General features: G+C 68.5%; 26 protein-coding genes. 15 read left to right on the plus strand and 11 right to left on the minus strand.

Annotated features, from left to right (window positions below):
• Positions 1 to 59: 59 nt before the first annotated feature.
• Positions 60 to 509 carry a thioredoxin TrxC gene (gene trxC / locus D7006_RS20010; protein ID WP_237354306.1) on the plus strand — a complete coding sequence of 150 codons (450 nt, stop codon included), beginning with the start codon at positions 60 to 62 and terminating at the stop codon, positions 507 to 509.
• Between the two features lie 35 nt (positions 510 to 544).
• On the opposite strand, the gene D7006_RS20015 is transcribed toward trxC, so the two are convergent.
• On the minus strand, positions 545 to 1462 hold the full coding sequence (locus D7006_RS20015; RefSeq protein ID WP_237354307.1) for an alpha/beta fold hydrolase: 918 nt from the start codon (positions 1460 to 1462) through the stop codon (positions 545 to 547).
• A 66-nt stretch (positions 1463 to 1528) separates the two neighbouring features.
• Entirely contained in the window at positions 1529 to 2110 is a 582-nt protein-coding gene (locus D7006_RS20020; RefSeq protein WP_237354308.1) for a TetR/AcrR family transcriptional regulator, read from the minus strand.
• 257 nt (positions 2111 to 2367) lie between these two features.
• Here D7006_RS20020 and D7006_RS20025 point away from each other — a divergent pair, with 257 nt between their 5' ends.
• The 4 genes from D7006_RS20025 to D7006_RS20040 all read left to right on the plus strand — a co-directional run bounded on the left by D7006_RS20025 (position 2368) and on the right by D7006_RS20040 (position 8543).
• The gene (locus tag D7006_RS20025; protein WP_237354309.1) at positions 2368 to 3546 is read left to right on the plus strand and encodes an efflux RND transporter periplasmic adaptor subunit; all 1179 of its coding nucleotides are present in this window, start codon (positions 2368 to 2370) and stop codon (positions 3544 to 3546) included.
• 14 nt (positions 3547 to 3560) lie between these two features.
• Positions 3561 to 4619 carry an efflux RND transporter periplasmic adaptor subunit gene (locus D7006_RS20030; RefSeq protein WP_237356961.1) on the plus strand — a complete coding sequence of 353 codons (1059 nt, stop codon included), beginning with the start codon at positions 3561 to 3563 and terminating at the stop codon, positions 4617 to 4619.
• Positions 4616 to 7681 (plus strand): efflux RND transporter permease subunit, encoded by a 3066-nt coding sequence (locus D7006_RS20035; protein WP_305852683.1) that lies wholly within the window; start codon positions 4616 to 4618, stop codon positions 7679 to 7681. The genes D7006_RS20030 and D7006_RS20035 overlap by 4 nt, the downstream gene beginning before the upstream one ends.
• Before the next feature lie 313 nt (positions 7682 to 7994).
• Complete coding sequence (locus D7006_RS20040; RefSeq protein WP_229643378.1) at positions 7995 to 8543, plus strand: hypothetical protein; 549 nt, start codon at positions 7995 to 7997, stop codon at positions 8541 to 8543.
• 15 nt (positions 8544 to 8558) lie between these two features.
• Here D7006_RS20040 and budA read toward each other — a convergent pair whose 3' ends face one another.
• Positions 8559 to 9392, minus strand: a complete 834-nt coding sequence (gene budA, locus D7006_RS20045; RefSeq protein WP_237354310.1) for an acetolactate decarboxylase — start codon at positions 9390 to 9392, stop codon at positions 8559 to 8561.
• Between the two features lie 171 nt (positions 9393 to 9563).
• Between budA and D7006_RS20050 the strand changes: the two genes are divergently transcribed.
• Positions 9564 to 9752, plus strand: a complete 189-nt coding sequence (locus D7006_RS20050) for a hypothetical protein (RefSeq protein ID WP_169123746.1) — start codon at positions 9564 to 9566, stop codon at positions 9750 to 9752.
• 104 nt (positions 9753 to 9856) lie between these two features.
• Positions 9857 to 10486 carry a glycosyltransferase gene (locus D7006_RS20055; RefSeq protein ID WP_237354311.1) on the plus strand — a complete coding sequence of 210 codons (630 nt, stop codon included), beginning with the start codon at positions 9857 to 9859 and terminating at the stop codon, positions 10484 to 10486.
• Here the strand turns inward: D7006_RS20055 and D7006_RS20060 are convergent.
• From D7006_RS20060 to D7006_RS20085, 6 genes are all read right to left on the minus strand, one after another.
• The gene (locus D7006_RS20060; RefSeq protein WP_237354312.1) at positions 10470 to 11423 is read right to left on the minus strand and encodes a cupin domain-containing protein; all 954 of its coding nucleotides are present in this window, start codon (positions 11421 to 11423) and stop codon (positions 10470 to 10472) included. The genes D7006_RS20055 and D7006_RS20060 overlap by 17 nt on opposite strands.
• Positions 11420 to 12670 (minus strand): Zn-dependent hydrolase, encoded by a 1251-nt coding sequence (locus tag D7006_RS20065; protein WP_237354313.1) that lies wholly within the window; start codon positions 12668 to 12670, stop codon positions 11420 to 11422. The genes D7006_RS20060 and D7006_RS20065 overlap by 4 nt, the downstream gene beginning before the upstream one ends.
• Before the next feature lie 201 nt (positions 12671 to 12871).
• Positions 12872 to 13777 (minus strand): alpha/beta fold hydrolase, encoded by a 906-nt coding sequence (locus tag D7006_RS20070; RefSeq protein ID WP_237354314.1) that lies wholly within the window; start codon positions 13775 to 13777, stop codon positions 12872 to 12874.
• Positions 13778 to 13939: 162 nt separating this feature from the next.
• A complete protein-coding gene (locus D7006_RS20075) occupies positions 13940 to 15073 on the minus strand; it encodes a pyridoxal phosphate-dependent aminotransferase (protein ID WP_229643372.1) in 1134 nt (377 codons plus the stop codon).
• A 65-nt stretch (positions 15074 to 15138) separates the two neighbouring features.
• Entirely contained in the window at positions 15139 to 15918 is a 780-nt protein-coding gene (locus tag D7006_RS20080) for an SDR family oxidoreductase (RefSeq protein ID WP_229643371.1), read from the minus strand.
• Positions 15919 to 16020: 102 nt separating this feature from the next.
• Complete coding sequence (locus tag D7006_RS20085; protein WP_237354315.1) at positions 16021 to 16725, minus strand: GntR family transcriptional regulator; 705 nt, start codon at positions 16723 to 16725, stop codon at positions 16021 to 16023.
• A gap of 240 nt (positions 16726 to 16965) precedes the next feature.
• Between D7006_RS20085 and D7006_RS20090 the strand changes: the two genes are divergently transcribed.
• From D7006_RS20090 to D7006_RS20120, 7 genes are all read left to right on the plus strand, one after another.
• Entirely contained in the window at positions 16966 to 17817 is an 852-nt protein-coding gene (locus tag D7006_RS20090) for an ABC transporter ATP-binding protein (RefSeq protein WP_229643369.1), read from the plus strand.
• Entirely contained in the window at positions 17817 to 18605 is a 789-nt protein-coding gene (locus tag D7006_RS20095) for a class II aldolase/adducin family protein (RefSeq protein WP_237354316.1), read from the plus strand. The genes D7006_RS20090 and D7006_RS20095 overlap by 1 nt, the downstream gene beginning before the upstream one ends.
• Positions 18606 to 18824: 219 nt before the next feature.
• Positions 18825 to 19847: an ABC transporter substrate-binding protein gene (locus tag D7006_RS20100; protein WP_229643367.1), complete on the plus strand. Its 1023-nt coding sequence runs from the start codon at positions 18825 to 18827 to the stop codon at positions 19845 to 19847.
• Positions 19844 to 20650: an ABC transporter permease gene (locus D7006_RS20105; RefSeq protein ID WP_237354317.1), complete on the plus strand. Its 807-nt coding sequence runs from the start codon at positions 19844 to 19846 to the stop codon at positions 20648 to 20650. Before D7006_RS20100 ends, D7006_RS20105 begins: the two co-directional genes overlap by 4 nt.
• Complete coding sequence (locus tag D7006_RS20110) at positions 20647 to 21399, plus strand: ABC transporter permease (protein ID WP_169123737.1); 753 nt, start codon at positions 20647 to 20649, stop codon at positions 21397 to 21399. Before D7006_RS20105 ends, D7006_RS20110 begins: the two co-directional genes overlap by 4 nt.
• Positions 21400 to 21404: 5 nt before the next feature.
• Positions 21405 to 22703, plus strand: a complete 1299-nt coding sequence (locus tag D7006_RS20115) for an LLM class flavin-dependent oxidoreductase (RefSeq protein ID WP_229643364.1) — start codon at positions 21405 to 21407, stop codon at positions 22701 to 22703.
• Between the two features lie 71 nt (positions 22704 to 22774).
• Positions 22775 to 23176: a VanZ family protein gene (locus tag D7006_RS20120; RefSeq protein ID WP_237354318.1), complete on the plus strand. Its 402-nt coding sequence runs from the start codon at positions 22775 to 22777 to the stop codon at positions 23174 to 23176.
• On the opposite strand, the gene D7006_RS20125 is transcribed toward D7006_RS20120, so the two are convergent.
• Positions 23133 to 23738, minus strand: a complete 606-nt coding sequence (locus tag D7006_RS20125; RefSeq protein ID WP_237354319.1) for a copper chaperone PCu(A)C — start codon at positions 23736 to 23738, stop codon at positions 23133 to 23135. The two genes, D7006_RS20120 and D7006_RS20125, sit on opposite strands and share 44 nt — an antisense overlap.
• Positions 23739 to 23840: 102 nt before the next feature.
• Positions 23841 to 24200: a hypothetical protein gene (locus D7006_RS20130; protein ID WP_237354320.1), complete on the minus strand. Its 360-nt coding sequence runs from the start codon at positions 24198 to 24200 to the stop codon at positions 23841 to 23843.
• 182 nt (positions 24201 to 24382) lie between these two features.
• Here D7006_RS20130 and zigA point away from each other — a divergent pair, with 182 nt between their 5' ends.
• Positions 24383 to 25621 (plus strand): zinc metallochaperone GTPase ZigA, encoded by a 1239-nt coding sequence (gene zigA / locus D7006_RS20135; protein WP_229643360.1) that lies wholly within the window; start codon positions 24383 to 24385, stop codon positions 25619 to 25621.
• Positions 25622 to 25661 lie beyond the last annotated feature (40 nt).

Raw genomic sequence — 25661 nt, forward strand, 5'->3', positions numbered from 1 at the left:
GGAGAAAGGAACGGCCGCGTGCGAACCGGTTTCGGCGCCCGGCGGTCGTCATCGACATCATGTCCGACAAGATCATCATCCCCTGCCCCCATTGCGGGCAGCTCAACCGCCTGCCCGCCGAACGGCGCGGCGGCGGGCGTTGCGGTTCCTGCGGGCAGGCCCTGTTCACGGGGCATCCCGTGGCGCTCACGACGGCCGCGTTCGACCGGCAGATCGGCTCGGAAGACCTGCCCGTGCTGGTGGACTTCTGGGCCGGCTGGTGTGGCCCCTGCCGCGCCATGGCGCCGGCATTCGAGGCCGCCGCTGCCGCGCTGGAGCCGCGCGTGCGGCTGGCCAAGGTGGATACGGAAGCCGAACCGCAGCTCGCCGCCCGCTTCCAGATCCGCTCGATCCCGACGCTGATCCTGTTCCGTGGCGGCCGGGAAATTGCCCGCCAGAGCGGCGCCCTCTCCGGCGGGCAGATCCGCGCCTTCGTGGACCAGCACGTCGCCGCCGGCGCGACGCGCTGAGCCATGGCGGCGCCCGTGCGCGGTCTGAACCGTGCTCAGTGGCCGGTTCCGGCCTGATCGCCCCCGGCCGACCTCGCCAGACGGACGATGGCATCCGCCACCCTCCGGTGGAGGCTCGCCGGCAGATGGTGGCCCATGCCCTCGATCAGCAGGAATTCGGCGCCGGGGATCGAAGCCGCGGTGTCCGCGCCGCAGGCCGGCGGGATCAGCGGATCGCACGCGCCGTGGATGACGAGCGCGGGCACGGCGATGGTCGCGAGCCGGGCGCGGCGGTCCCCCGCCACGACCATGGCGGCGAGCTGCCGGCCCACTCCCCGGGGATCATGGGCGCGTCGCGCCTCCTCCAGCACGAGGGAGCGGTGTGCGCCGTCATCCACCGGATGCGCCGGGCCGGCGATGCGGTGGGCGAAGGCGAGGCTGTGGGCCACGAAGCCCGCTTCGTCCATCACCGGATCGGGCGCGGGGCGCATCATCATGGCAAGAACGTCCGGCTCGGCCTGGGGCAGCGCCGGATTGCCAGTGCCTGACATGATCGAGGTGAGGGAGAGCACCCGGCCGGGATGCTCGCTCGACATGATCTGCGCGATCATGCCGCCCATGGAGAGGCCAACCACATGCGCCCGGGGGATGGCGAGGGCATCGAGCAGGCCCACCGCGTCGGCCGCCATGTCGTGAAGGGTGTAGGGAACCTCCGGCCGCCGCCCCGCCATCAGCCCGGCAACAAGCGCGCCGAGGTCCGGCGGCGCGTGCTGGTCGAGATGGGTCGAGCCGCCAGCATCGCGATTGTCGAAGCGGATCACGCGAAAGCCGTACCCCGCGAGGGCCGCGCAGAACGCATCCGGCCAACGGATCATCTGAACGCCGAGGCCGGCGATCAACAGGATTGCCTCGCCGTCCAGCGGGCCGAAGCTGTCGAAGGCGATGTCGAGACCGTTGGCTTTCACGCGGGGCATGGCGACGTCCGGAAGAGAGGGTCCGCCATTAATACCCGGACGAAATCATAGTCAATATTATCCGGATTAAATTTCCGGTTTGGTCTGCCCCAGAACCACCGCCAGCGCATCGGCGAGACCGCGCTCCAGCGAGCCGCCCGGTCCCTCCGTCAGGACGGGAAGTTCCAGCACGTCGCGCAGGATGCTGAATCCCATCAGCAGCGCCGCCGCCAGCGCCGCGCGCTGCGTGGCGTTGGCGTCAAGCTGCGTGCCCAGGGGCGCCACGAAGTCCTCGATCACCACCGCGCGCAGCACCGCCGCCGCCTTCGGGCTGGTGAGGGAGTGGATCAGGATGCCCATCGGCCCGGCCTCGCAGCCTGCGTCCGCCTTGGATTTCGACACCACATGGGCCGCCAGCATCCGGGCCGGATCAGTGCCGAGATCATCGAGGAACTTCTCGGTCTGCATTACCCGCTTCACCGCCGCATGGAACAGCTGCTCCTTGGAACCGAAGGCGCGATGCACATAGGCAACGTCCACGCCGGCGTCGGCGGCGATCTCGCGCAGCCCGGTCTGGTCATAGGACTGCCGCGAGAACCGCCCGACGGCCGCCTCCAGAATGCGCTCCCGCCCTGAAGCGGGAGCCGAGCTGTCACGGGTCTTGGTCATCACATCCGTCCTCGTCCGGCCTCAAGGCGTAGGAGGCTGCGGGCGAGAGGTCAACACCTGTTGACTTCGGCCTGCGGCTCGCGCTACAGGGATAGCAGAACCGAGGGGCGCGAGGTTCCGCAGCGGAGTTTTCCATGTCTGTGCACCGGCGCGCGCCCCCTGAAGATGCATCTCCTGGACATGTGCCCCCCGACCGCGCCGCAGGGCGCGGCTGCGGCGCGGCGCGCCGGGTCATGAACAGAACGGCCTGATCCCCCATGCAATCCCTGTATCGCGCGCCGGCAGCGAACGCCGGAGCGGGCGACCGTTCGCCTGTGCGACGGCCGACGGCCGCGCTGATCTGCATCCTCGCCCTCGCGGGCCTGCTCGCCGCTTGCGACGGGCAGGGAACGGCGAAGGGTGCGCCGAAGGAGGCATCCCACACGACAGCCATGTCGACGCGGCCCGCCCTCGTCGTCCGGGCCATGGCCGTCACGGTTGCCGATCGCGCCACCTCCGTCTCGCTGACGGGGGACGTCGAGGCCAAGGTCCTCACCCAGCTTTCCTTCCGGGTCGGCGGGCGGGTCTCGGAGCGGCTGGTGGACGTGGGCGCCCACGTCGCCGCCGGCGACCTTCTCGCGCGGGTCGATCCCACCGAGCAGCAGGCCGACCTCGACGCTGCGACGGCCGCCGTCTCGGCCGCGGAATCCCGGCTGCGCGTCGCCACGTCCAATCTCGATCGGCAGTCGACGCTGCTCGCCAAGGGCTACACCACCCGCGCCGCCTATGATCAGGCGACGGAGACGGCGGGCGCGGCGGAAAGCGCGCTGGAGACCGCGCGCGCCCAGCTCGGAACGGCGCGGGATGCGCTGGGCTATGCCGAGTTGCGCGCCCGCGCGGCCGGCATCATCACCGCCCGCACGTTTGAGGTGGGACAGGTGGTGCAGCCCGCCCAGTCGGTGTTCACGCTGGCCGAGGACGGCACGCGCGATGCGGTGTTCGACGTCTATGAGACCTTCTTCCGCAACAGCGAGACCGACCGCATCAGGATCTCGCTGGTCTCCGATCCCAAGGTCGCAGCGGACGGGCGCGTGCGGGAGGTCTCGCCGGTCATCGATGCCAGCAACGGCACCGTGCGGGTGAAGGTGGCCATCGACGCGCCGGCGGACGTGATGGCCCTCGGCAGCCCGGTGACCGGAACGGTGACATGGAAGGCGACGCCCCGGATCGTCCTGCCCTGGAGCGCGCTGGCCTCCGACGGCGGGGCCCCCGCCGTCTGGCGGATCGATCCAAAGACCCGCGCGGTCTCCCTCGCCAAGGTCGCCGTGGAGGCCTTCGAGACCGGCTCCATCGTCATTTCCTCCGGGCTCGCGCCGGGAGACCTCGTGGTGGTGGACGGCGCCAAGCGCCTTAGCACCGGCCAGACCGTCGACTACACACTGGAGAGCGGCTCGTGAGACACGCCCGCCTGATGCTGGTGCTTGCTTCCGCGGCCGCCCTCGCCGGCTGCAGCGAGCAGGCCGCTGCCCCCGCCGTTCCGCCCCGCCCGGTGCTCACGGCGGTGGTGCAGCCCATGTCCCGCGACGTGCTCGAAGTGGCCGGCACCATCGAGCCGCAGGTCCAGACGGACCTCAGCTTCCGCGTGCTCGGCCGGCTGCTCGCGCGGTCGGTGAACGTGGGCGACGTGGTCACGAAGGACCAGGTCGTCGCGGCCATCGACGACACGGCTTTGAAGCTCGCGGTGCGCTCCGCCCTCGCGGAGGTCGCCAACGCCCAGGCGCAGCTCACCAACGCATCCGGCACGGAGGACCGCCAGCGGACCCTGCTGGAGACCGCCGCCACCAGCCGGGCGACGTTCGAGACCGCCGAGCAGGGCCGCGCCGCCGCCGAGGCATCGCTGGCCCGCGCCCAGGCGAACCTCGTCAAGGCGCGCGAGCAGTTGGGCTACGCGCAGCTCAAGGCCGAATTCGCCGGGGTCGTTACGGCGGTCGGCGCGGAGTTGGGACAGGTGGTTTCCCCCGGGCGCAGCGTCGTCACCATCGCGCGGCCTGATGTGCGCGAGGCGGTGGTGGATATCGGCGAGGACTTCATCGGCGATATCAGCATCGGATCGCCGTTCCAGCTCAGCCTCCAGCTCGATGGGGCGCCCGTCGCCACCGGTCGGGTGCGCGAGATCGCGCCCCAGGCCGACAGCGTGACCCGCACCCGCCGCGTGCGCATCACCCTCGACAACCCGCCCGAGGCGTTCCGGCTCGGCGCGACCGTCGCGGCCCGCCCCGCCGGCAGCCTCGCGTCGGATCTGTTCATTCCCGGATCTGCCGTGTTCACCCGCGACGGCAAGTCCTTCGTCTGGCGCGTCACGGCGGAGGACCGGACGGTCCACGCCCAGGAGATCACCGCGTCCGCCGCTTCCGGCGACAAGGCGCGGGTGACCGCGGGACTGGAAGCGGGAACCCGCCTCGTGACGGCCGGCGTGCACAGCCTGTCCGAGGGTCAGAAAGTCCGTCTAGCGCAGGATGCCCAGCCGTGAAGTCGTTCAACCTGTCCGACTGGGCGCTCGAGCACCGCTCGCTCGTCTGGTACTTCATGCTCGCCTTCGTCCTCGCGGGCTTCATGTCCTATTTGCAGCTCGGCCGCGAGGAGGACCCCGCCTTCACCATCAAGACCATGGTGATCCAGGCGCAATGGCCCGGCGCATCGGCGCAGGAGATGACGCGGCAGGTCACCGACCGCATCGAGAAGAAGCTCGAGGAGCTTGAGGCGCTGGACTACACCCGCAGCCTCACCGTGCCGGGCCAGACGACGATCTTCGTCAACCTGCGCGACACAACCAAGGCGCGCGATGTGGTGCCCACCTGGCTGCAGGTGCGCAACATGGTCAACGACATCCGCGGCACCTTCCCGCAGGGGGTGACGGGACCGCAATTCAACGACCGGTTCGGTGACGTCTACGGCAACATCTACGCCTTCACCAGCGACGGGCTCACCCAGCGCCAGCTGCGCGACCGGGTGGAGGAGGTGCGCGCGCAGGTGCTCACCGTGCCCAATGTCGGCCGCGTGGACATCATCGGCGCGCAAGACGAGGTGATCTTCCTCGAATTCTCCACCCGCAAGATGGCCGCCCTCGACATCGACCAGCGCGCGGTCCTCACCTCGCTCCAGGCGCAGAACGCGCTGGTGCCCTCGGGCGTGCTGCAGGCCGGGCCGGAGCGCATCGCCGTGCGCGTCAACGGCCGCTTCTCCTCCGAGGAGAGCCTCAAGGCGATCAATCTGCGGATCAACGGCCGCTTCTTCCCCCTCACCGACATCGCCACCATCCGGCGCGGCTATGTGGACCCGCCGCAGTCGCTGTTCCGCTTCAACGGCGAGCCCGCCATCGGCCTCGCCATCGGCATGAAGGCCGGCGCCAACCTTCTGCAGTTCGGCGAGGCGCTGAAGGCGGAGATGACGCGCATCGAGGCCGACCTGCCGGTGGGGGTCGGCGTGCATCTCGTCTCCGATCAGCCGCAGATCGTGGAAGAGGCCGTGGGCGGCTTCACCCGCGCGCTGATGGAGGCGGTCATCATCGTGCTCGCCATCAGCTTCGTCAGCCTCGGGCTGCGGGCGGGCCTGGTGGTGGCGATCTCGATCCCGCTGGTGCTCGCCATCACCTTCATGGTGATGGCCTATACCGGCATCTCGCTCCAGCGCATCTCGCTGGGCGCGCTCATCATCGCCCTCGGCCTGCTGGTGGACGACGCCATGATCGCGGTGGAGATGATGGTGGCGCGGCTGGAGGCCGGCGACACGCTGCGAAAGGCCGCCACCTACGTCTACACCTCGACGGCGTTTCCCATGCTCTCGGGCACGCTGGTGACGGTGGCCGGCTTCATTCCCATCGGCCTCAACAATTCCAACGCCGGCGAATTCACCTTCACCCTGTTCGTCGTCATCGCGGTGTCGCTGCTGGTGTCGTGGCTGGTGGCGGTGCTGTTCACCCCGCTCCTCGGCGTCGCGATCCTGCCGAAGAGCCTGCCGCATCACAAGGAAGGCGGCGGCCGCTTCGCCCGCGCGTTCGCGTGGGTCCTGAAGCGCGCCATGCTGTGGCGCTGGACCACCATCGGCGTGACGGTGCTGGTCTTCATCCTCTCCCTCGCCGGCATGGGCCTGGTGCAGCAGCAGTTCTTCCCGTCCTCCGACCGCAGGGAGCTGATCGTCGACTGGAACCTGCCGCAGAACGCCTCCATCGCCGAGACCAACGCCCAGATGGCGCGTTTCGAGCAGGAGGTGCTGAAGGGCAATCCCGACATCGACCACTGGTCCACCTATGTGGGCACGGGCGCCCCCCGCTTCGTGCTGCCGGTGGACGTGCAGCCGGCGGATGTGGCGTTCGGCCAGACGATCATCGTCACCAAGGGCCTGGAGGAGCGCAACCGCCTGAAGGGGCAGTTCCAGGCCTATCTCGACAAGGCCATGCCGGGCACCGACGCCTTCGTCCACTTCCTCGACATCGGCCCGCCCGTCGGCCGTCCGGTGCAGTACAGGGTGAGCGGGCCGGACATCCAGCAGGTGCGCAGCTACGCCCTCGACTTCGCCAGCGTCATGCGCGGCAACCCGCACCTCGGCAACGTGGTGTTCGACTGGATGGAGCCCGCCCGCGTCATCAAGGTGGACGTGCTCCAGGACAAGGCGCGTCAGCTGGGCGTGACCTCGGAGGACATTGCCGGCGCGCTCAACGGCGTGCTGGACGGCACCGCCATCACCCAGGTGCGGGACGACATCTATCTCGTGACCGTGCTCGGCCGCGCCAATGCGCAGGAGCGCCAGTCCATCGAAACCCTGCGCGACCTGCAGCTGCCCGGCTCGGGCGGACGCTCCGTGCCGCTCGCGGCGGTCGCGACCCTGCGCTACGAGATCGAGCAGCCCACCATCTGGCGGCGCTCGCGGCTGCCGACCATCACGGCCAAGGCCGGCATCATCGATACGGCCCAGCCGAACACGGTGGTGGAGCAGCTGACGCCCGCGGTCGCGGCCTTCAACGCGAAGCTGCCGCCCGGCTATCGCGTCGTCATCGGCGGCGCGGTGGAGGAGAGCCAGAAGAGCCAGGCCCCCATCCTCGCGGTGATGCCGCTGATGCTGTTCATCATGGCCACCATCCTGATGATCCAGCTGCAGAGCTTCCAGCGGCTGGTGCTGGTGTTCGCCGTCGCACCGCTGGCGCTGATCGGGGTGGTCGCCGCGCTGGTACCGAGCGGCGCGCCGCTGGGCTTCGTCGCCATCCTGGGTGTGCTGGCGCTCATCGGCATCCTCATCCGCAACTCGGTGATCCTGATCGTGCAGATCGAGCAGCTGCGCGCCGAGGGCCGACCGCCCTGGGACGCGGTGCGGGAGGCGACCGAGCACCGCATGCGGCCCATCATGCTCACGGCGGCGGCGGCGAGCCTCGGCCTCATCCCCATCGCCCGCGAGGTGTTCTGGGGGCCGATGGCCTACGCCATGATGGGCGGGATCATCGTGGGAACGGTGCTGACGCTGCTGTTCCTGCCGGCGCTCTATGTCGCCTGGTTCCGGATTCCCGCGCCGAAGGCAGGGGATGGCGCGCAGGCCGGCTGAGCCGGCCGGCACCAGGGATCATCGGGCCGCCGATCCGGCCGGCCCGATGCGCCTGCCGGACCCCGGATCGAACAGGTGCAGCCTGTCCACAGCGGCACCAGCGGCCGCGCCACGACGGAATTGAGCTTGGGCTTCTCCATATTGCCTTCGACGCTGCCTTCCCGCACATCTACGCCCCCGCCCAGCGGCGGGCCGGGATCGCGGAAATCATGGATGTGTTGGATGTGTTGAAGGTGCACGGCGCGCATGGGGGCGCGGCCTTCCACCTCGCCATGCCGATCCCCGGCGAGAACGTCGAGAGGGGACAGCGGGCATGAGCGAGCGGAATCCGAAGGCCGAGGGGACCGCCAGCCGGGCAGCCGCCCTGAAGGGGATGGCCATCCGGCAGGCGCGCAGCTTCGTCGTGCTGTTCCTGTATCTGTGGGTGCTGCTCGGCCTGTTCGTGCTCAATCAGGCGCTGGTGGAGCGCGCGCACGGCGACACGGTCACCTTCCAGGGCTTCGCCTTCCTCAACGCGCTGGTGCTCGCCAAGGTGATGCTGGTGATCGAGGAACTGGAGGTCGCCCGCTGGCTCAGGGGCCGGCCGCTCATCCTGGTCATCTTCTACGAGGCGGCGATCTGCACCCTGTTCTTCCTCGTCTTCCACGTCATCGAGCGGTCGGTGATCGCCAAGTTCAGCGGCCATGCCATCACCGCCCACGACATCGAAGTCGGCGGCGGCGGGCTGGTGGGGGCGCTGATCGTCTCGATCATCCTGTTCGTGTCCCTGCTGCCGTTCTTCGCCTTCAAGAATGTCACGCGCGCCATCGGCGCGGAGCGGATGCGGCAGATCCTGTTCAGCCGCCACGCCGCCACCGACTGAGGCGGCGGGCGCCGCCTAGCTGTGCGAGCGCTCCACGCTGCTGAGGGTGGCCGCCACGTCCTGATCGAGGTTCGCCTTCAGGAAGTGCTCGGTCTCGGGCAGGATGAGGTGGAAGTCGGTGAGGTTCTCCACCGCGATCTTCAGCGGCCCCGCCTCCACCTCCAGCACGTGCCCGCCCTGGCTGCGATCGTCCGAGAGGAAGTGGAAGTGATAGCCCTCCACGCTGAATTCGGCGGAATAAGCGGGCGACCAGATGCCCACCAGCGTGCCGTCCACATCCTCGAAGGTGAATTCGCTCTGGGTCTTCGCCGCATCGGCCAGCAAGGTGCCGGGCTTGGGCGGGCACACGGCGCGGGCCTTCACGCGCTTGAAGCGCCCGTCGAGCCGCACGGCGTGGAAGATGTTGTTGGAGGAGCGGAAGCAGTCGCAGGCGGCGCCGAGGCCGTCGAAGCTGGAGACGCCCTCGGTCTCCCCCACCTGATCGGCGGAAAAGCGAGTCACCACGGCGAAGGGCGAGCCGGCATCGGCCGGCGCCTCATGCACCTCGCCGCCGGCCCGCGCCTGGAAGGCCTTGCCATCCAGCACCACCATCTCGCCGTCGAGCCCGGCGAAGGTGCCGAGGCCGAAATCGCCGTGCTCCAGCAGCGCGCCGACACTGACCTCCCGGTCATAGACCCCCGCCACCAGCGCGCCGGAGGTGGAGATCTGGAACACCGTGTGCACCTCGGCCTTCAGGCGATCGGCGAGGATGGCGCGGATGTGCGCGCCGAGGTCCTTGCCCGAGCGGGCCGCCTCCTGTTCCAGCGCGGTCTTGAGGGAGAGCGGAAGATCGATCTCTATGCGCGGCATGGGGTCCGTCTCTCCGGTCGTCTCAGAGGCAACGGCCCCCAAGAGCAGATTCAGGGCGCCGAGGCAAACGGGCACGCGCCGGCGAACCGCCATCTCGAGCGGGGTCATTCTTGATTCGGCGGGCGGGCGAACCCATACTGGCGGCATTGCTATAGCCAGTGGATTTTTGCCATGCCCTTGAAGGAAGAGGATATTCAGCCCGGCAAGTGCTACAAGACGAAGGGCCTCGACAATTACAAGGTCATCTCCATGACCCGCGGCATCGTCACCTACGTCACCTGGACCTCACCCCTGCGGATCAATGTGGGCGTGAAGCAGTTCGCCGATGCCGTCTACAAGGAAGTGCCCTGCCCCAAATAGCGGCAACCCTCCCGCCCGATCAGGCGGGGTCCCCGCGAGACAGGAATGTTGCGGTGCCGCATCGACGTCGCGCGCCCGTGCAGGTATAGCTGGGAAACGCCCCCGTGAGAACGTTTCCCGTGCTGTCCGCCGTCATCGCAACGCACAATTCCGAGCGCCGGCTCGTACCGGTGCTGTCTGCGCTCGTCCAGGGCGTGACGGCCGGCGTGCTGAGCGACGTGACGCTGGCGGATTCCGGCTCCACCGACGGCACCGCCACCATCGCCGATGCGGCCGGCTGCAACTTCTTCAAGGGCGCGCAGGATCTCGGCCTCCGGCTGAAGCAGGGCACGGCGCAGGGCCGGGGCTCCTGGCTTCTCTTCCTCACCGATGGCTCGATGCTGGAGGAAGGCTGGCCGCGCGAGGTGCTGGCCTTCATCGAGACCGCCCAGCGGCGCGGACAGGCCGACCGGCTCGCCGCCACCTTCCGCCTCGCCGTGGATGGCTACGGCCTGCGCCCCCGCCTCGGCGAGGCCATGGCCGCCGCGCGCCTGGCCGTCATCGGCCTACCGGTGCCGGGACAGGGGCTGCTGATCTCCCGCCGCTACTATGACAGGCTCGGCGGCCATCCCCAGGGCTCCAAGGCCGAGCGCCGCCTCGTCGCCCGCATCGGCCGCCGCCACATCCATGTGCTGCGCCCGCACGTTCTGCTGCCCGAGACGGGCAAGGCGCCCGCGCTTATTCCAGAAAACTGAAGCCCATGGTGCGGGCGTGATAGTGCAGCCCGCCATCCTGCACGATGAGGAACAGCGCGCGTTCGCTACCCGCATTGTAGTGGGAGTGCGGGGCGCCGGGGGGCGTCACCAGCGTCGCCCACTGGCTCCACGGGCAGCGGACACCATCCACCATGGAATGGCAGTTCTCGCCCTGCAGCACGAGGGTGATGGCCGCTGAATTGTGCCGGTGCGCCCGCTGGTGTTCGCCGGGCGGCAGCGTGTTCAGCGAGAGGGTCAGGCTCGGCAGGATGTTGCGCGCCGCCGCCTGCGGCTCGGACGAGAAGATGAGGGCGATGCCCGAGGTCTGGGCGTTCTGGGCGTGGTCGTAGATGATGTCGACCTGCCGGGCGATCTCGGCGGCCGGATAGTGCACCACCGCCACCGGCCGGCGCGCCTCGTCCGGCGGCAGGTCGCCGTTGAGGGCGAGCTGCGGCTCGTTCGATACCACCCACATCACGAGCTGTTCCGCACCGGCGGTGATCCGCGCGGGCGAGCCCGGCAGCAGGAACACGTCGCCCGGCGCAACGGAGAGGCTCTCGCCGAGGCAGTCCACCTGCCCCCGCCCCGCGATCACGTACCAGATGGAGCCGGTGGCCCGCAGGTCCACGGTGAAGCGCGCGCCCGCCGCCACCACCGCATAGCGCGCCAGCATCAGCGGCGTGGTAGCGGGGAAGGCGCAGGCCATGGCGTCCGACTGGTCGCAGGGGATGAAGCCAGTGGTCGCACCTTCCGCCAGCGCCCGCGCGGGCTCGTCCGTGAACAGGCGGCTGGGCACCGGCGGCAGCTTGATGTTGAAGGCGTTGCCCGAGTTGAAATAGCGCGCCCGCGCCTCGGCCGGGCTGTGGGGCGCGGCCGGATGCTGGGCCGGCAGGTCGGCCATATCGGGCTTTTGGCTGAGGGCGGCGGGCTGGCTCATGATGCGGTCTCCTCGGCAACCAGTTCCCCCAGCACGTCGGCCAGCACCTGCGTGCCGGCGGCGAGGTGGGCGGGCTCGGCGAATTCGTGCTCGGCGTGGGAGACGCCGTCGCGGCAGGGAATGAAGATCATGGCGCTGGGGCACACCTTGGCGAGGTGCCGCGCATCGTGTCCCGCAGCGGAGAGGATCGGCATGGCGGGAATGGCGTGGCGCACGGCCGCCGCCGTGATCTTCGTCATCAGGCCGGCATCGAAGCCGTTGGGCGGCGCATCCACGAGGCGGGTGAGGGCGAGGCCGCAGGGCGCCGTCTCCTCCGCGCAGATGGCCTCGAAGCGCGCGCCGAGCAGATCCAGCGCCGCGCCGTCGGGATGGCGCAAGTCGACCCGGAAGGTGACGCGGGCCGGCACGACGGAGGGGGCGTTGGGCTCCATCACGAGACGACCGATGGTGAACATCACCTGGTCGTCATGGCCGCCGACCTCGGGATAGAGCCGGTGGGCCATGCGGGCGAAGGCAGCAAGGGCATCGCGCCGCTCGGCCATGGCCAGCGTGCCGGCATGGCCGGGACTGCCTTCGATGACCCCTTCCCACGTCTTCTTGCCCTGGATGCCGGTGACGACGCCCACCACCTTGCCCTCAGCCTCCAGCACTGGCCCCTGCTCGATGTGCAGTTCCAGATAGGCGGCGACGGGAAAGCCGAGCGGCAGGCGCGGCAGATCGGGGAAGGCGGCGTGGAGCGCATCCAGCGCCGTGGCGACGCTGACGCCCTCCGCATCGGTGACGGCGCGGATCTCGGCGAGGGAACGCACGCCGGCGAAGGCTTCCGAGCCCATCATGCCGGGGGCGAAGCGGGAGCCCTCCTCATTCATCCAGGCGACGATTGTGAGGTCACGACGCGGGGTCACGCCCGCGCGCTTCAGCGTCACGACCGCTTCCAGCGCCGCCATCACCCCGGCCGCGCCATCATATTTGCCGCCGGTGGGCTGGGTATCGATGTGGCTGCCGGCGAGCACCGGCGGCAGGGCACGGTCGGCGCCGGGCAGCGTGAGGAAGAGGCTGCCGGCAGCGTCACACGCCGCCTCCAGCCCCTCCTCCTCGGCCCATGCGAGGATGAGCCGCCACGCTTCGATCTCGCCATCGGTGAGCGCCTGCCGATCCACTCCGCCCTTGGGCAGCGCACCGATCTCGGCGAGCCGCATGAGGCGGGCCATGAGGCGTTCGGGAGAGATGGGCGGTGTTGTCGTCATGCCATGCCTCGTGTCCCGGCCGACTGGAGCGCAGCGCAAGGAGAGCCGGGACCCAGCGCAAGGACCTGCCGAAGGCGCAACACCCCTGCCGCCGCAGGGGTCTTGACCGCTGCGCGGACGTTTCTCCTGGGTCCCGGCTCGGCGCTCCGGCTCTGCCGTCGTTGGTCCGGGACACGCGTGCGCGCGGCGCTCATCATCGCCTCACGCAGTGCGCATGATCTGGCCGGGGATGGCTCGCGGATCGCGCGGCATCCACTTGCCGGCCTCTACCTGCGCGATGAATTCGGCGAGCTGGGCGTTGAACAGCGCCGGCTCCTCCAGGTTCAGCGTGTGCCCGGCCTTGGGGAAGACGCTGAGGCCGCAGGCGGGGATCACCTTCTTCAGGTAGATGCCCGGCTGGAGGCAGTGGTCGTCCTCGTCGCCCACCATGACGAGGGTGGGCACCATCATCTTCTTCAGGCCCTCTTCCAGATCCCAGAAGGAAGGCCGGCGCGCCTGCACGCCGCGCATGGTCATGGCCGCGCCGATATCCGAATGGGTGGCGAGGCGGTCGGCGAACTCGCGCCAGCCGCGGGGGTCCTTCACCTCGAACTGCACGCGGCTCGCGCCCAGCGCGTAGATCTTGGAGAATTCCTTCGCGCCCAGCTTCTCGAAATTCTCGGCCACGGCCAGCGACACGCCGCGGAAATATTCCTCGTGCTCCTTCTCGCAGCCATAGCCCGCGCCGGCGACGGTGAGGGAGAGCGCGCGCTCGGGCGTGCGCAGGCCGAAATGCACCGTGCAGAAGCCGCCCATGGAGAGGCCGACGATGTGCGCCTTCTCGATGCCGAGGCCGTCCAGCACCGCCACCGCATCATCCGCCGCGATAGCCTGCGAATAGGCCTCCACATCGGTGGGGATATCGGAGGGCGCATAGCCGCGTGCGGCGTAGGTGATGCAGCGGTGGCGGCGGGCGAAGAACCGCATCTGCGGCTCCCAGCTCATGTGATTGCCGCCGAATTCGTGGATGAAGAGGATGGGCGTGCCCTGCCCCGCCTCCTCCACATGGAGCTTCACGCCGTCCTTGGCGGTGACCTTATGGGTGGCGGTGAGGTCTGCGTAAGTCATGGCAATGGTCCCTTTGGGGGAAATCGTCGAACTTTCTGAACCGTCATGCCCGGCCTTGTGTTGGGCATCCACGTCGGGCCGGTGGGAAACGCGTCTGGCAGTCATTCCAGGCCCCGCGACGTGGATGGCCGGGACGGGCCCGGCCATGACGACAACAAACCCTCAGAACTGCGCCGGCACGTCGTTCAGCGTGCGGGCCTCGGCCACCAGCGATGGCAGCAGCTCCACGAAGCGGTCGGCCCACTCTTCCGGAACGGAGGTCGACACCTTGATGAAGCGGTCGCCGAAGCGGGCGGTGTGATAGGTGCCCTGGCGGATCATGAGATCCTTGCGGCGGGCCGCCTCCACCAGCGCCTCGGGACGGATGCCGGCAGCCTGCGTCTCGATGACGAGGAAGTTGCCGTGGGAGGGATAGACCGGCACGCTCAGGCCCTCGATGGCGAGGGCGGCATCGTGGATCTTCGCCTTGTTGGCGCGATCGATGCGGCGCACCGTCTGCATCCATTCCGGCTTCACCTTCAGCCCCGCCTCCGCCGCGCGCTGGGCGAGGACGCTTGCGCCGAGCACCGAGGTGGTGCGGGCCGAGCAGGCGTCGAGCAGTTCGGGCGCGCCCACCAGCGCGCCGATGCGCATGCCGGCCAGCCCCAGCCACTTGGAGAAGGAGAGCGACACCAGCGCGCGGTCCGGCGCCGCGAGCAGCGCGGGATAATGGCCGTCGGCGAAGTCGCGATAGGTGCAGTCGTGCACCAGCAGCGCGCCGCAATCCTTGGCGATCTCGCAGAACGCCTCGATCTCCTCGCGGGTGTAGCGGATACCGAGGGGATTGTTGGGATCCACGAGATAGATGATGGCGGTGCGCTCATCCACGTTGGCCTTCAGCGCCTCGGGGGTGAGCTTGTAGTTCACGGCGGGATCGTAGATCGGGATCTCGATCACCTCGGCGCCCATCTGGCTGGCGAACAGGCACGGCCACTTCCAGGTGGGATCGGTGGTGACGAAGGTGGTGCCCGGCCGGCAGTGGGCGCGGCACACCAGGGCCAGCGCATTCACCCCGCCTTCGGTGATGAGCGCTTCCGCGCCCGGCGTGCCGAGGTCGTCCACGATGGCGGCGCGCAGCGCCTCGAAGCCCAGCGGGGGCGCATAGGCATTGTATTCCTGCGCGCGGATGGAGGCGATCATGGCCTCTTCCACGGCGGGATGGGCGGCGATGTGGTTGGTGTTCTGGCCCATCCACATCAGGCCGGGGGTGGAGAACAGAGTGTCGAAATAGCGGTTGCGCAGCCGGGCGGAGGACATGAAGGCAGTTTCCTCGAAAGGGAGGCCGGCGCCCGCCGTCGCGGCGGCGCCGGCAAACGGGTGCGTCAGATGACCGAGCCGCGGGCGGAGATGCCGCCGTCGATGGTCACGTTGGTGCCGGTGATATAGCCGGCGCGCGGCGAGGCGAGGAAGGCGACGAGATCGGCCACTTCCTCGGCGGTGGCGGGGCGCTTGCCGGGATACTTGTCGAACAGCTCCTCCCAGCGCTCCTCGGCGCCGAGCATGTCGATGGCCTTGCGCTTCATGATCTTGAGCATGCGGTCGGTGGCGACGGGGCCGGGATTCACGCCCACCACGCGCACGCCGTCATTCAGGCTCGCGCCGCCGAGCGCCTTGGTGAAGCTCATGAGCGCGGCATTGCCGGTGGAGCCGGCGATGTAGCTCGCATCCCAGTTCTCGCCGGAATTGCCGATGACGTTGACGATCACGCCGTCCTTGCCGCGCATGCGGGAATAATAGGCGCGCGAGAGCGTGATGTAGCCGAAGACCTTGAGGTCGAAGCCGCGGCGCCAGGCGGCGTCGTCCACCACGTCCAGCGAGCCGGCGGGGATGTCGCCGGCATTGTTGACGAGGATGTCCACGTCGCCCACGTCGGCCGCCAGCTTCTCCATGGCCTGCGTGGAGCCGAGGTCCACCGCATAAATCGACACCTTCACGCCGTGGGCGGCCTCGATCTCGGCCTTGGCCTCGGCGAGTGCCTCACCATTGCGGGCGGCGAGATGGAGATGGCAACCCTCCTGCGCGAACACGCGGGCCGTCGCAAGGCCGATGCCCTTGGAGGCGCCGGTGATGAGGGCGGTCTTTTCGGTGAGGTCGAGCTTCAAGTTTGCATCTCCGCTGGGCAGATGGCGCCGATGAGGTCGCCAAATTGGATATACAAACTCTAGCAATATGCATACCAAGAAATTCGAAAAACACGCACGGCATCACCCGTAGGCGGCAAGAAAGTCCAGCAGATCGTCGCCGAGCAGGTTCACATGGTCGCGCATGGCGCGCTGGGCCGCCTCGTCATCATGAGCGCGGATGGCGGCGATGACCTCGCCATGTTCTTTCAATGTCTTGGGAATCCGGCTCGGGCGATGGGTCACGCGGCGGCGATAGGCGGCCACCTGGTTGCGCAGCCGGCGGGTCTGGTCGGCGAGGAAGCCGTTGCAGGAGGCCTCGTAAACGGCTTCGTGGAACTCCTGGTTCACATCATAGAAGAGGTCGACATCGCCTGAGGCGCTAACGTCCTCCAGCCGCTTGTGAATCGCCTCGATTCGGCCGAGCTGCGCGGGGTTTGCACGGCGGGCGGCGAGGCGCGCGCACAGGCCTTCCAGCTCCGCCATCACCTGAAACATCTCGATGAGGCTTTGCGCGGAAATGGTGCGCACCACGGCCCCCTGCCGGCCGCGCAATTCCACCAAATGGCTTGCGGCCAACAGCCGGAACGCCTCGCGCACCGGCGTGCGGGAAACGCCGAATTGCTCGGCCAGCTCCTGCTCGTCCAGCTTCGAACCCGGCTCCAGACGGCCGGAGGAAATATCGGCTTCCAGCGCCCGGCGGATGCGATCGGCCAAGGTCTCGCCCGGCGCGCCGGAGCGGCCATTCTGGTCAAGGGGCAGGCAGGTGCTGCCTTCTTGTGCACTCATGATAGCCATTTGCATTCTCGAAATTGCAGTTCAGTATACATCAACGCGACCGCGGCATCCATTCTGAGGGCTCCGGAAGGCGCGACGTTCCGTTACCTTCACTGGTTGACGCCCGCCGCGCCGTCCATAGAGTGTCCTTGCAAGAAGTGTGGCATGTCGATTGCTAGCAGGGAAGGCATGACCACCGTCCTTTCGCATGCGCCGATGGGCGCTCATTATACAAAGAAGAAAGAGGCAGGTTTGCCGGCTTCCACACACAGGCCCGGCGAGGCTGTCCTCGCCGCCGACGCGGCGGGCGCCTCCGACGCCGCGCAGATCCTCTCCCTCTCCGGGATCACCAAGACGTTCGGGGCCACCCGCGCCCTCGACGGATTCACGGCGACCATCGAGAAAGGCGAGTTCGTCACCGTGGTCGGCCCCTCCGGCTGCGGGAAGAGCACGCTCTTCAACATCGTCGCCGGCCTCGAGGAGCCGGACCCCGGCTGCGCCATGCGCTTCGAGGGCAAGAGCGTGATCGCTGCCGACCTGCTCGGCCGCGTCTCCTTCATGCCCCAACGCGACCTGCTGCTGCCGTGGCGCACGGTCATCGACAACGCCATTCTGGCGCTGGAGGTGGAGGGCACGCCCCGCAAGCAGGCCCGCGCCCTCGCCGAGAAGATGCTGCCCGAGTTCGGCCTCGCCGGCTTCGGCCAGCAGTATCCGCACCAGCTCTCCGGCGGCATGCGCCAGCGCGTGGCGCTGATGCGCACCTTCCTGTTCAAGCGCGATTTGATGCTGCTGGACGAGCCGTTCGGCGCGCTGGACGCCCTCACCCGCACCATGATGCAGCGCTGGCTGCTGGACGTGTGGCAGAAGCACCAGCGCACCATCCTGTTCATCACCCACGACGTGGACGAGGCCCTCTTCCTCGGCGACCGCGTGCTGGTGATGAGCGCCCGCCCCGGCAAGGTGAAGCTGACGCAGAAGGTGGACCTGCCCCGCCCCCGCCCGGCCGAGATCGTCATCTCCCCCGAATTCATTCGCCTCAAGCGCACGCTGCTGGAGGCGATCGAGGAGGAAGCCATGAAGTCCTTCACCGCGGAGGGCAAGTGATGGCCGCGCTCCAGAACACGCATGCCGAAAAGCCCGCCGCCATGGACGCCGCCGAATGGGAGGCGCGCGTCGCGCTCGCCGCCTGCTACCGCATGGTCGCGAAGCTCGGCATGGACGACCTCATCTACAACCACATCTCCATGCGGGTGCCGGGGCATGAGGAGCAGTTCCTGCTCAACCCCTATGGCCTCCTCTTCGACGAGATCACCGCATCGAGCCTGGTGAAGATCGACATCGAGGGGCGCAAGATCGACAACACGCCCTACGAGATCAATCTCGCAGCCTTCGTCATCCACGCGGCGATTCACAAGACCGGCTCGGACGCCGCCTGCGTGCTGCACACCCATTCGGATGCGAGCGTCGCCGTCTCCGGGCAGGAAGAGGGGCTGCTGCCGCTCTCCCAGTTCGCCATGCGCTTCTACAACCGGCAGGCGTTCCACGATTACGAGGGCGTCGCCATCGACATGGACGAGCAGGACCGCCTCGTCGCGGACCTCGGCGCGCACAAGGTGATGCTGATGCGCAACCACGGCATCCTCACCGTGGGCCGCACGCCCGGCGAAGCCTTCATGTTGCTTTATTATTTCGAGCGCGCGGCGCGCATCCAGCTCGCCATGCAGGCGGCCTGCGCTTCCGGCGTGAAGCTGGTGATGCCGCCGCACGAGGTTTGCGAGAAGGCCGCGCGCCAGTTCTGGGAGATGCAGGGCGACATCCTTGTTCCCGGCGAGCGCGAATGGCCCGCTTTGATGCGCCAGCTCGACCGCGCCGACCCGAGCTACCGGAGCTGAGCGGCATGGCGCGGCTCTTTCCCCCTTGCTGCGCCATCCCCCGCCTCGTGCGGGGGATCCACCTCGTTGCGTATCCGACGCTGGAAGCCCTGATGCCAGCCCGGCCGCACCGTGGATCCCCCGCACAAGGCGGAGGATGACCAAGCCAAAGAGCATGACGTCCTTTTCACAGACAAAAACACCAAGAACGCCCCCGACCTTCCAGCGGAGACACAAGACATGATCCCTCGCCGTACGTTCCTTTCCACCCTCGCGGCCGGCGCCGCGCTGCTGTCCACCGCCGTCGGCGCGCTGCCGGCGCTCGCGGCTGATCCGGTGCCCGCCACGCTGCGCCTCAAGTGGCTGCCGCAGGCCCAGTTCGCCGGCTTCTACGTCGCCGTGGCCAAGGGCTACTACAAGGCCGAGGGCATCGACCTCACCATCAATCCGGGCGGCCCCAACATCCTCGCGGAAAACCTCGTCGCCACCGGCGCCGACACGTTCGGCCTCTCGGGCGGCCTCGACAGCGTGTTCGCCGCCCGCGACAAGGGCCTGCCGGTGGTGTGCGTCGGCATCTCCCACCAGATGACGCCCTTCGTCTTCGTGGCGCGCGCCGACGGCCCCATCAAGACCCTCCAGGACTTCAAGGGCAAGAAGGTCACCACCTGGTTCACCGGCGCGAACCACGTGCTCAAGGCGATGCTGACCAAGAACGGCATCGATCCCGCGCTGGTGGATATCCAGCCCCAGCAGGTGAGCGTGACGCCGTTCGTGGACGGGCAGGTCGATGTCATCACCGCCACGCGCTACAACGAGTACTACACGATCAAGACCCGCATGGGCGAAGAGAAGCTCCGCACCTTCGTGGCGGAGGATTCCGGCATCACCTTCCCGCGTGACACGCTGATCGTCTCGGAGACCACCGCCAAGGAGAAGCCGGAGCTGGTGAAGGCCTTCCTGCGCGCCTCCATCAAGGGCTGGAAGGATGCCTTCTCCGATCCCAAGGGCGCGGTGGACACCATCATGAAGGCCGCCCCCACGCTGGACCGCGCCCACCAGGAGTTCCAGCTCGCCGAGGCCGCCAAGCTGATGACGGCCGGCACGGTAAAGCAGAACGGCCTGTTCTGGATCGACATGGACGCGGTGAAGATCACCCAGCAGCTCTTCCTCGACGCCAAGGTCATCTCCAAGCCCGTCGACCTCGACGCCACCTTCAACCGCTCCTTCCTCGAAGCCATCCCGGTGGCGGACCGCCGTCCGTGAGCGCGGCAACCCTCCAGTCCCCGGCCGCACGGCCGGGGACCTCCCCGCTCGTCACGGCGCTCTTCCGCGCCGTGCGCGGGCTCGCCACCCTCCTCGCCGTGCTGGCGGCGGTGGAGGGGCTCGTCGTCGTCCTCAACGTGAAGCCCTGGTACGTGCCGCGGCCGACCTTGGTGCTGAACGCCATCCTCGCGACGCCCGAGCCCTATGTGCAGGGCTTCCTGCGCACCCTCACCGAGACGCTGATGGGCTTCACCTCGGGGGCGATCTTCGGCGTGGGCATCGCCATCGTCTTCTTCCGCGCGCGGGTGCTGCGCGAACTCATCTTCCCGGTGTTCGTGGTCTCGCAGACCATCCCGGTCATCGCCTTCGGCGCGCTGGTGGTGCTGTGGTTCGGCAACACGCTCATCGCCAAGGCCGCAATCTCCTTCTACCTCACCTTCTTTCCGGTGACGGTGAACGCGCTGCTCGGCCTTGAGAGCGTGGACCCGCGCCAGGAGGCGCTGATGCGCTCCTTCGGCGCCAGCCGCTTCCAACTCCTCACCCGGCTGCAACTGCCAGCGGCGCTGCCGCAGATTTTCGTGGCGCTGCGCCTCGCCTCGGCGCTGTCGCTGGTGGGCGCCATCGTCGGCGAGTGGTTCGGCGACACGGTGGGCCTCGGCGTGCTGCTGCTTCAGGGCATGTACAACGAGAACGTCGTCGCCATCTGGGCCGCCATCGCCATGTGCGCGCTCTTGGGCACCGGCTTCTATGCCGTGGTTGCGGCGGCCGAGCGCGCCCTCGTCTTCTGGGGGGCCGAACAATGAGCGCGCCCAAATCCTCCCGCGCGCTCCAGCGCGGCGCCCTCGGCATGGTCCTGCTGGTCGTCGCCTGGGAAGGCGTCGCCCGTGGCTTCAATCTGCCGGCCTATACGCTGCCCTCGGTTAGCGCCATCCTCGGCAGCATCTTCGACCACCGCTCGACCCTGTTCCTCGCTGGGGCCTACACCTTCGCCGAGGCGCTCTCGGGCTACGTCATCGGCGCGCTCATCGGCATCGGGCTGGCGGTGGTCATCACCCTCATCCCGATGACGCGCAACGCCATCGTGCCGGTGGCCACCTCCATCAATTCGGTGCCGGTGGTGGCGTGGTCGCCGCTCATCCTTCTGTGGTTCGGCATCGGCATGCCGTCGAAGGTGGTGATGGTGGCGCTCGCCGTCTCCTTCACCGTCTTCCTCTCGGCCCTCGCCGGCCTCGACCGGGTGGACCGCCGCTCCGTGGACCTGATGCGCTCGTTCGGGGCGGGGCGGCTCGCCATCCTGTTCCGCCTGCGCCTTCCCACCGCGCTGCCGCTGATCGCGGCGGGCCTGCGCGTCTCCACCGTGCGCGCGGTCATCGTCGCCATCGTCACCGAGATGCTGGGCGCCTATGACGGCCTCGGCTGGGTGATCTACCAGGCGGTGCTGCAGGTGGATTTCGTGAAGGTGTGGTCGGCCATCTTCATCGCCTCGGCCGCAAGCCTCGCCTTCTTCGGCCTCGTCGGCCTCGCCGAACGGCGGCTGGTGTTCTGGAAGTAGAGATCATGACCCGCAAGATGCATTTCGGCCTGTTCCTGCTGGGAACGGGGAGCCACATCGCCGGATGGCGCGTGCCGGGCGCCGTCGACACGTTCGAGGACATCGAGGCGGTGCGCCGCATCGCGGCCACCGCCGAGCGCGGGCTGTTCGACCTCATCTTCATGGGCGACAACCTCAACGCCGATCCGTCCGCGCACCCCTCCTACACCGCCCGCCTCGAACCGCTGACGCTGCTCTCCGCCGTCGCCGGCGCGACGAAGCACATCGGCCTCGGCGGCACGGTCTCCACCACCTATTCCGACCCCTATACGGTCGCCCGCGCCTTCGCCTCGCTGGACCACATTTCCGGTGGCCGCGCGGTGTGGAACGCCGTCACCACCGCCGCCCCGGCCGCCGCCGCGAATTTCGGCACCCAGCATCCGGACCATTCCAAGCGCTACGAGATCGCCGGCGAATTCCTCGACGTGGTGAAGGGCCTGTGGGACTGCTGGGCGGACGACGCCATCGTCGCCAACCGGGAGACGGGCCTCTATATCGACCCCGCCAAGGTGAAGGCGCTCGACCATGAGGGCGAGTTCTTCAAGGTGAAGGGGCCGCTCAACATCTCCCGCGCGCCGCAGGGGCACCCCATCATCTCGCAGGCCGGCGGCTCGGAGCCCGGCCAGCAGCTCGCAGCGCGAACGGCGGACATCGTGTTCGCCGTGGTGCAGGACATGGCGGAGGCGCAGGCCGGCTACAAGTCGCTGAAGGATCGCCTGCCCGCCCTCGGCCGCAAGCCCGAGGATGTCTGCGTGCTGCCGGGCGTGATGCCGGTGGTGGGCCGCACGGCACAGGAGGCGCGCGAGAAGCTCGCCGAGCTGATGCGCTTCGTGGACGCGAAGAACGCTCTGGGCATGCTCTCCGAGCGCTTCGGCACGGACATGAGCGCCTACGACCTCGACGGCCCCATCCCGGACCTGCCCGAGGCCGACACCTACAAGTCGTTCACCGGCGTCATGCTGGCCAAGGCCAAGCGCGAGGGCGGCACCCTGCGCGACGTCTACAACATGGTCGCCGCCGCCCGCGGCCACTGGGTGCTGGTGGGCTCGGCGGAGGAGGTGGCCGACACGCTCCAGCTCTGGTTCGAGAGCGGGGCTGCGGATGGATTCAACGTGATGCCGCCCTATTTCCCCGACGCGTTCGACGATTTCGTCGATCTGGTCATCCCGATCCTGCAGGAGCGCGGCCTGTTCCGCACCGCCTATGAGGGACCGACCCTGCGCCACCTGCTGGGACTGGAGCGGCCGGCCAATCCCAATTTCTGAGCCGGGGCTGGCCTTTCCTTCGCCGCGGTGATGGGCCAAACAAGTCCGTCACCGCGCCCCAGGGATCGCCCATGTCCTCCGTTCCTCCCCCCATGCTGCTCTCTTGGCTCCGGCCGGGAGGGCCGGTGCTGAAGGTGCTCGCCGCCACCTGCTGCCTCGTCATCACCGTGCTGTCGCTGCTGCCGGGGAACGAGCGTCCGCACACCGGCTATTCCGGCAACATGGAGCACGTCGCCGCCTATATCGGCACCGCCGGCTTCGTCGCGCTGGCGCTGCTACGATGGCGCGTAGCGACGATCGTCTTCGCCTTCTCGGCGGCGTCCGCCTTCTTCGAGATCTGCCAGATCTGGATTCCCGGCCGGACATCATTGGTGGAAAACTGGGTCGCCAGCACGCTCGGCGCGTTCGTCGGCGCCGTCGCCGCGCGCTTTATCGTGCTGCCTCTGATGCAGGCGTGGCTCGCCCGCCGCTAAGAGCGGGCACGCCGCTCACTGCCCCAGCGGGTGGTGCATCTTGTCGATGGCGGTCGCGCCGATGGCCTTCGATCTTGTACTGGATCTTGACCTTGCCGGCCTTCTCGAAAGTCAGCGTGGCGTCCATCATCTCACCCTCCTTGAGCTGCTCCTTCAGGTCGATGAAGACGAGGTGATGGCTGCTTGGCTCGAGCACGAGGGTGCCGCCGGCCGGAATCTCCAGCCCGCCCTTGATGGGCATCATGCGCATCAGGCCATCCTTCATGGTCATCTCCTGCAGTTCCACGCGCCGGGTGAAGGGCGCGAAGGCGGAGACCAGGCGGTCGGGCGTCGTGCCGGAATTGTGGATGGCGACATAGCCGGCCCCCATGTCCGAGCCGAGCGGGGTCGCCCGCGCCCAGGGGTGGTCGATGAGCAGGTCGCCGACCTTGTATTCATGGGCCAGAAGCTGCTGCGCCGAGACGAGCAGCAGGCAGAGCGCGAAGAGCGTCGCGGCAAGGATTTCCTCGCCATAGAAGCGGCCAGCCAAGCGGCTGCGCCGCGGGTGCGGACGTTGGGTCATGTTTCCTCCGGAAATGCGATCCGCCTTGGCGGACGTGTGCGTCTGGTCGGCGGCCGAGGCGGTGAACGCCTCAGGCCCAGGAAGCCTCGAGCGCAGGTCGCATCAGGCCGGGGGCGCGCGAGCCGGAGGGAGCGGTCGCGCCGGTGCCAGTCGGACGGCGACGCCATCGCCGCTCCCACGGACCGGCGCAGCGTGACCTTCAGGCAGGTGCGGCGCTGGCGGCGGCGGGCCTTCCAGCGCGTCAAGGATAAGGCAGGCGCCGATGCAGCAATCGTCGGCGGAGATCGCGTGGCCGGACACCCCGCCACTGTCCACATGCGCCGCCGAGACCGCGCAGAGCGTGCCCTCGCCCGTGCCGGCAACGGCCCCACCCGCCAGCCCCGCCAGTAGCAGCTGAAGGACCAGCACATAGGCGCTCAGGATCGCAATCGTCACGCGCGAGGCGGGACGCGGGGCTGCCATGTTGGAGGCCTCAGGCGGCGCAAATCGCGCACGAATCGAGCTTGCCATCGTCTTCAACAGACGAAAAGCACCGTCGTTACGGCACCTTGCTGCGCGCCTTGACGCACGCCCGGATCGCTTTATTGATACATTATATCAATTCTTGCGCGCATCATGTGTGCGCCTGTGTCCGGAGCCTGCCCATGACCCAAATCCGCCGCGACGTCAGTACGGACGCCCGCCTGCCCACCACCGTGCTCTCCGGCTTCCTCGGCGCGGGCAAGACGACCCTCCTCAATCACATCCTCGCCAACCGCGAGGGGCTGCGCGTTGCCGTCATCGTCAACGACATGAGCGAGGTGAACATCGACGCCGAGCTGGTACGCTCCGGCGGCGCCAACCTCTCCCACACCGAGGAGAAGCTGGTGGAGATGACCAACGGCTGCATCTGCTGCACGCTCCGCGACGACCTCCTCACCGAGGTGCGGCGTCTCGCGCAGGACGGGCGCTTCGACTACCTGCTCATCGAATCCACCGGCATCGCCGAGCCCCTGCCGGTGGCCGCCACCTTCGACTTCCGCGACGAGGACGGCCAGTCGCTCTCCGACGTGGCGCGGCTCGACACCATGGTGACGGTGGTGGACGCGGCGAACCTGCTCAAGGATTTCGGCTCCCGCGACTTCCTGCGCGACCGCGGCGAGGTGGCGGGCGACGAGGACGGGCGCACGCTGGTGGACCTCCTGACCGACCAGATCGAGTTCGCCGATGTCATCATCCTCAACAAGGTGTCGAGCATCGACGAAGAGCGGCTGAAGATCGTGCGCGGGGTGGTGAAGTCGCTCAATCCCGATGCGCGGCTGATCGAAACGGACCAGTCCCGCGTGCCGCTCTCCGAAGTGCTGGGGACCGGGCGCTTCGATTTCGAGAAGGCGAGCACGCATCCCGTCTGGTTCAAGGAGCTGAACGGCTTCAAGGACCATGTGCCGGAGACGCAGGAATACGGCGTGTCGAGCTTCGTCTATCGCGCCCGCCGCCCGTTCCATCCCGAGCGCTTCCAGGCCTTCCTGGCGCAGACCTGGCCGGGGCTGGTGCGGGCCAAGGGGCTGTTCTGGCTGGCGACGCGGCCGAAGCGCGTGGGCGAGATGAGCCTGGCCGGCAGCATCTGCCAGACCGGCACCGCCGGGCGCTGGTGGGCGAGCGTGCCGAAGGAGCACTGGCCGACCCAGCCGGACTGGCGCTCCTGGCTGCGGTCCCACTGGGTGCCGGGCTATGGCGACCGACGGCAGGAACTGGTGTTCATCGGCATGGGGCTGGACGAGGGCGCCATGCGCGCGGCCCTCGACGCCTGCCTCGTGGGCCCGGCGGACCCCAAGAGGTTCGACGCCAGCGCCTTCAAGAACCTGCCGGACCCCTTCCCCAACTGGGAAGCGGTGCCGGCCTGAGCCCAACGAAACAGGGAGGGACCTGAGGCCCCTCCCCTTT

It is taken from the genome of Xanthobacter sp. YC-JY1, assembly GCF_021730305.1.
GTDB lineage: Bacteria > Pseudomonadota > Alphaproteobacteria > Rhizobiales > Xanthobacteraceae > Xanthobacter > Xanthobacter flavus.

Bases quoted from the DNA above. Each gene is read 5' to 3' on its own strand.
- trxC (WP_237354306.1), top strand. From the start codon at position 60: ATGTCCGACAAGATCATCATCCCCTGCCCCCATTGCGGGCAGCTCAAC.
- D7006_RS20015 (WP_237354307.1), bottom strand. From the start codon at position 1,462: ATGCCCCGCGTGAAAGCCAACGGTCTCGACATCGCCTTCGACAGCTTC.
- D7006_RS20020 (WP_237354308.1), bottom strand. From the start codon at position 2,110: ATGACCAAGACCCGTGACAGCTCGGCTCCCGCTTCAGGGCGGGAGCGC.
- D7006_RS20025 (WP_237354309.1), top strand. From the start codon at position 2,368: ATGCAATCCCTGTATCGCGCGCCGGCAGCGAACGCCGGAGCGGGCGAC.
- D7006_RS20030 (WP_237356961.1), top strand. From the start codon at position 3,561: ATGCTGGTGCTTGCTTCCGCGGCCGCCCTCGCCGGCTGCAGCGAGCAG.
- D7006_RS20040 (WP_229643378.1), top strand. From the start codon at position 7,995: ATGAGCGAGCGGAATCCGAAGGCCGAGGGGACCGCCAGCCGGGCAGCC.
- budA (WP_237354310.1), bottom strand. From the start codon at position 9,392: ATGCCGCGCATAGAGATCGATCTTCCGCTCTCCCTCAAGACCGCGCTG.
- D7006_RS20050 (WP_169123746.1), top strand. From the start codon at position 9,564: ATGCCCTTGAAGGAAGAGGATATTCAGCCCGGCAAGTGCTACAAGACG.
- D7006_RS20060 (WP_237354312.1), bottom strand. From the start codon at position 11,423: ATGAGCCAGCCCGCCGCCCTCAGCCAAAAGCCCGATATGGCCGACCTG.
- D7006_RS20065 (WP_237354313.1), bottom strand. From the start codon at position 12,670: ATGACGACAACACCGCCCATCTCTCCCGAACGCCTCATGGCCCGCCTC.
- D7006_RS20070 (WP_237354314.1), bottom strand. From the start codon at position 13,777: ATGACTTACGCAGACCTCACCGCCACCCATAAGGTCACCGCCAAGGAC.
- D7006_RS20075 (WP_229643372.1), bottom strand. From the start codon at position 15,073: ATGTCCTCCGCCCGGCTGCGCAACCGCTATTTCGACACTCTGTTCTCC.
- D7006_RS20085 (WP_237354315.1), bottom strand. From the start codon at position 16,725: ATGAGTGCACAAGAAGGCAGCACCTGCCTGCCCCTTGACCAGAATGGC.
- D7006_RS20095 (WP_237354316.1), top strand. From the start codon at position 17,817: ATGGCCGCGCTCCAGAACACGCATGCCGAAAAGCCCGCCGCCATGGAC.
- D7006_RS20100 (WP_229643367.1), top strand. From the start codon at position 18,825: ATGATCCCTCGCCGTACGTTCCTTTCCACCCTCGCGGCCGGCGCCGCG.
- D7006_RS20110 (WP_169123737.1), top strand. From the start codon at position 20,647: ATGAGCGCGCCCAAATCCTCCCGCGCGCTCCAGCGCGGCGCCCTCGGC.
- D7006_RS20115 (WP_229643364.1), top strand. From the start codon at position 21,405: ATGACCCGCAAGATGCATTTCGGCCTGTTCCTGCTGGGAACGGGGAGC.
- D7006_RS20120 (WP_237354318.1), top strand. From the start codon at position 22,775: ATGTCCTCCGTTCCTCCCCCCATGCTGCTCTCTTGGCTCCGGCCGGGA.
- D7006_RS20125 (WP_237354319.1), bottom strand. From the start codon at position 23,738: ATGACCCAACGTCCGCACCCGCGGCGCAGCCGCTTGGCTGGCCGCTTC.
- D7006_RS20130 (WP_237354320.1), bottom strand. From the start codon at position 24,200: ATGGCAGCCCCGCGTCCCGCCTCGCGCGTGACGATTGCGATCCTGAGC.
- zigA (WP_229643360.1), top strand. From the start codon at position 24,383: ATGACCCAAATCCGCCGCGACGTCAGTACGGACGCCCGCCTGCCCACC.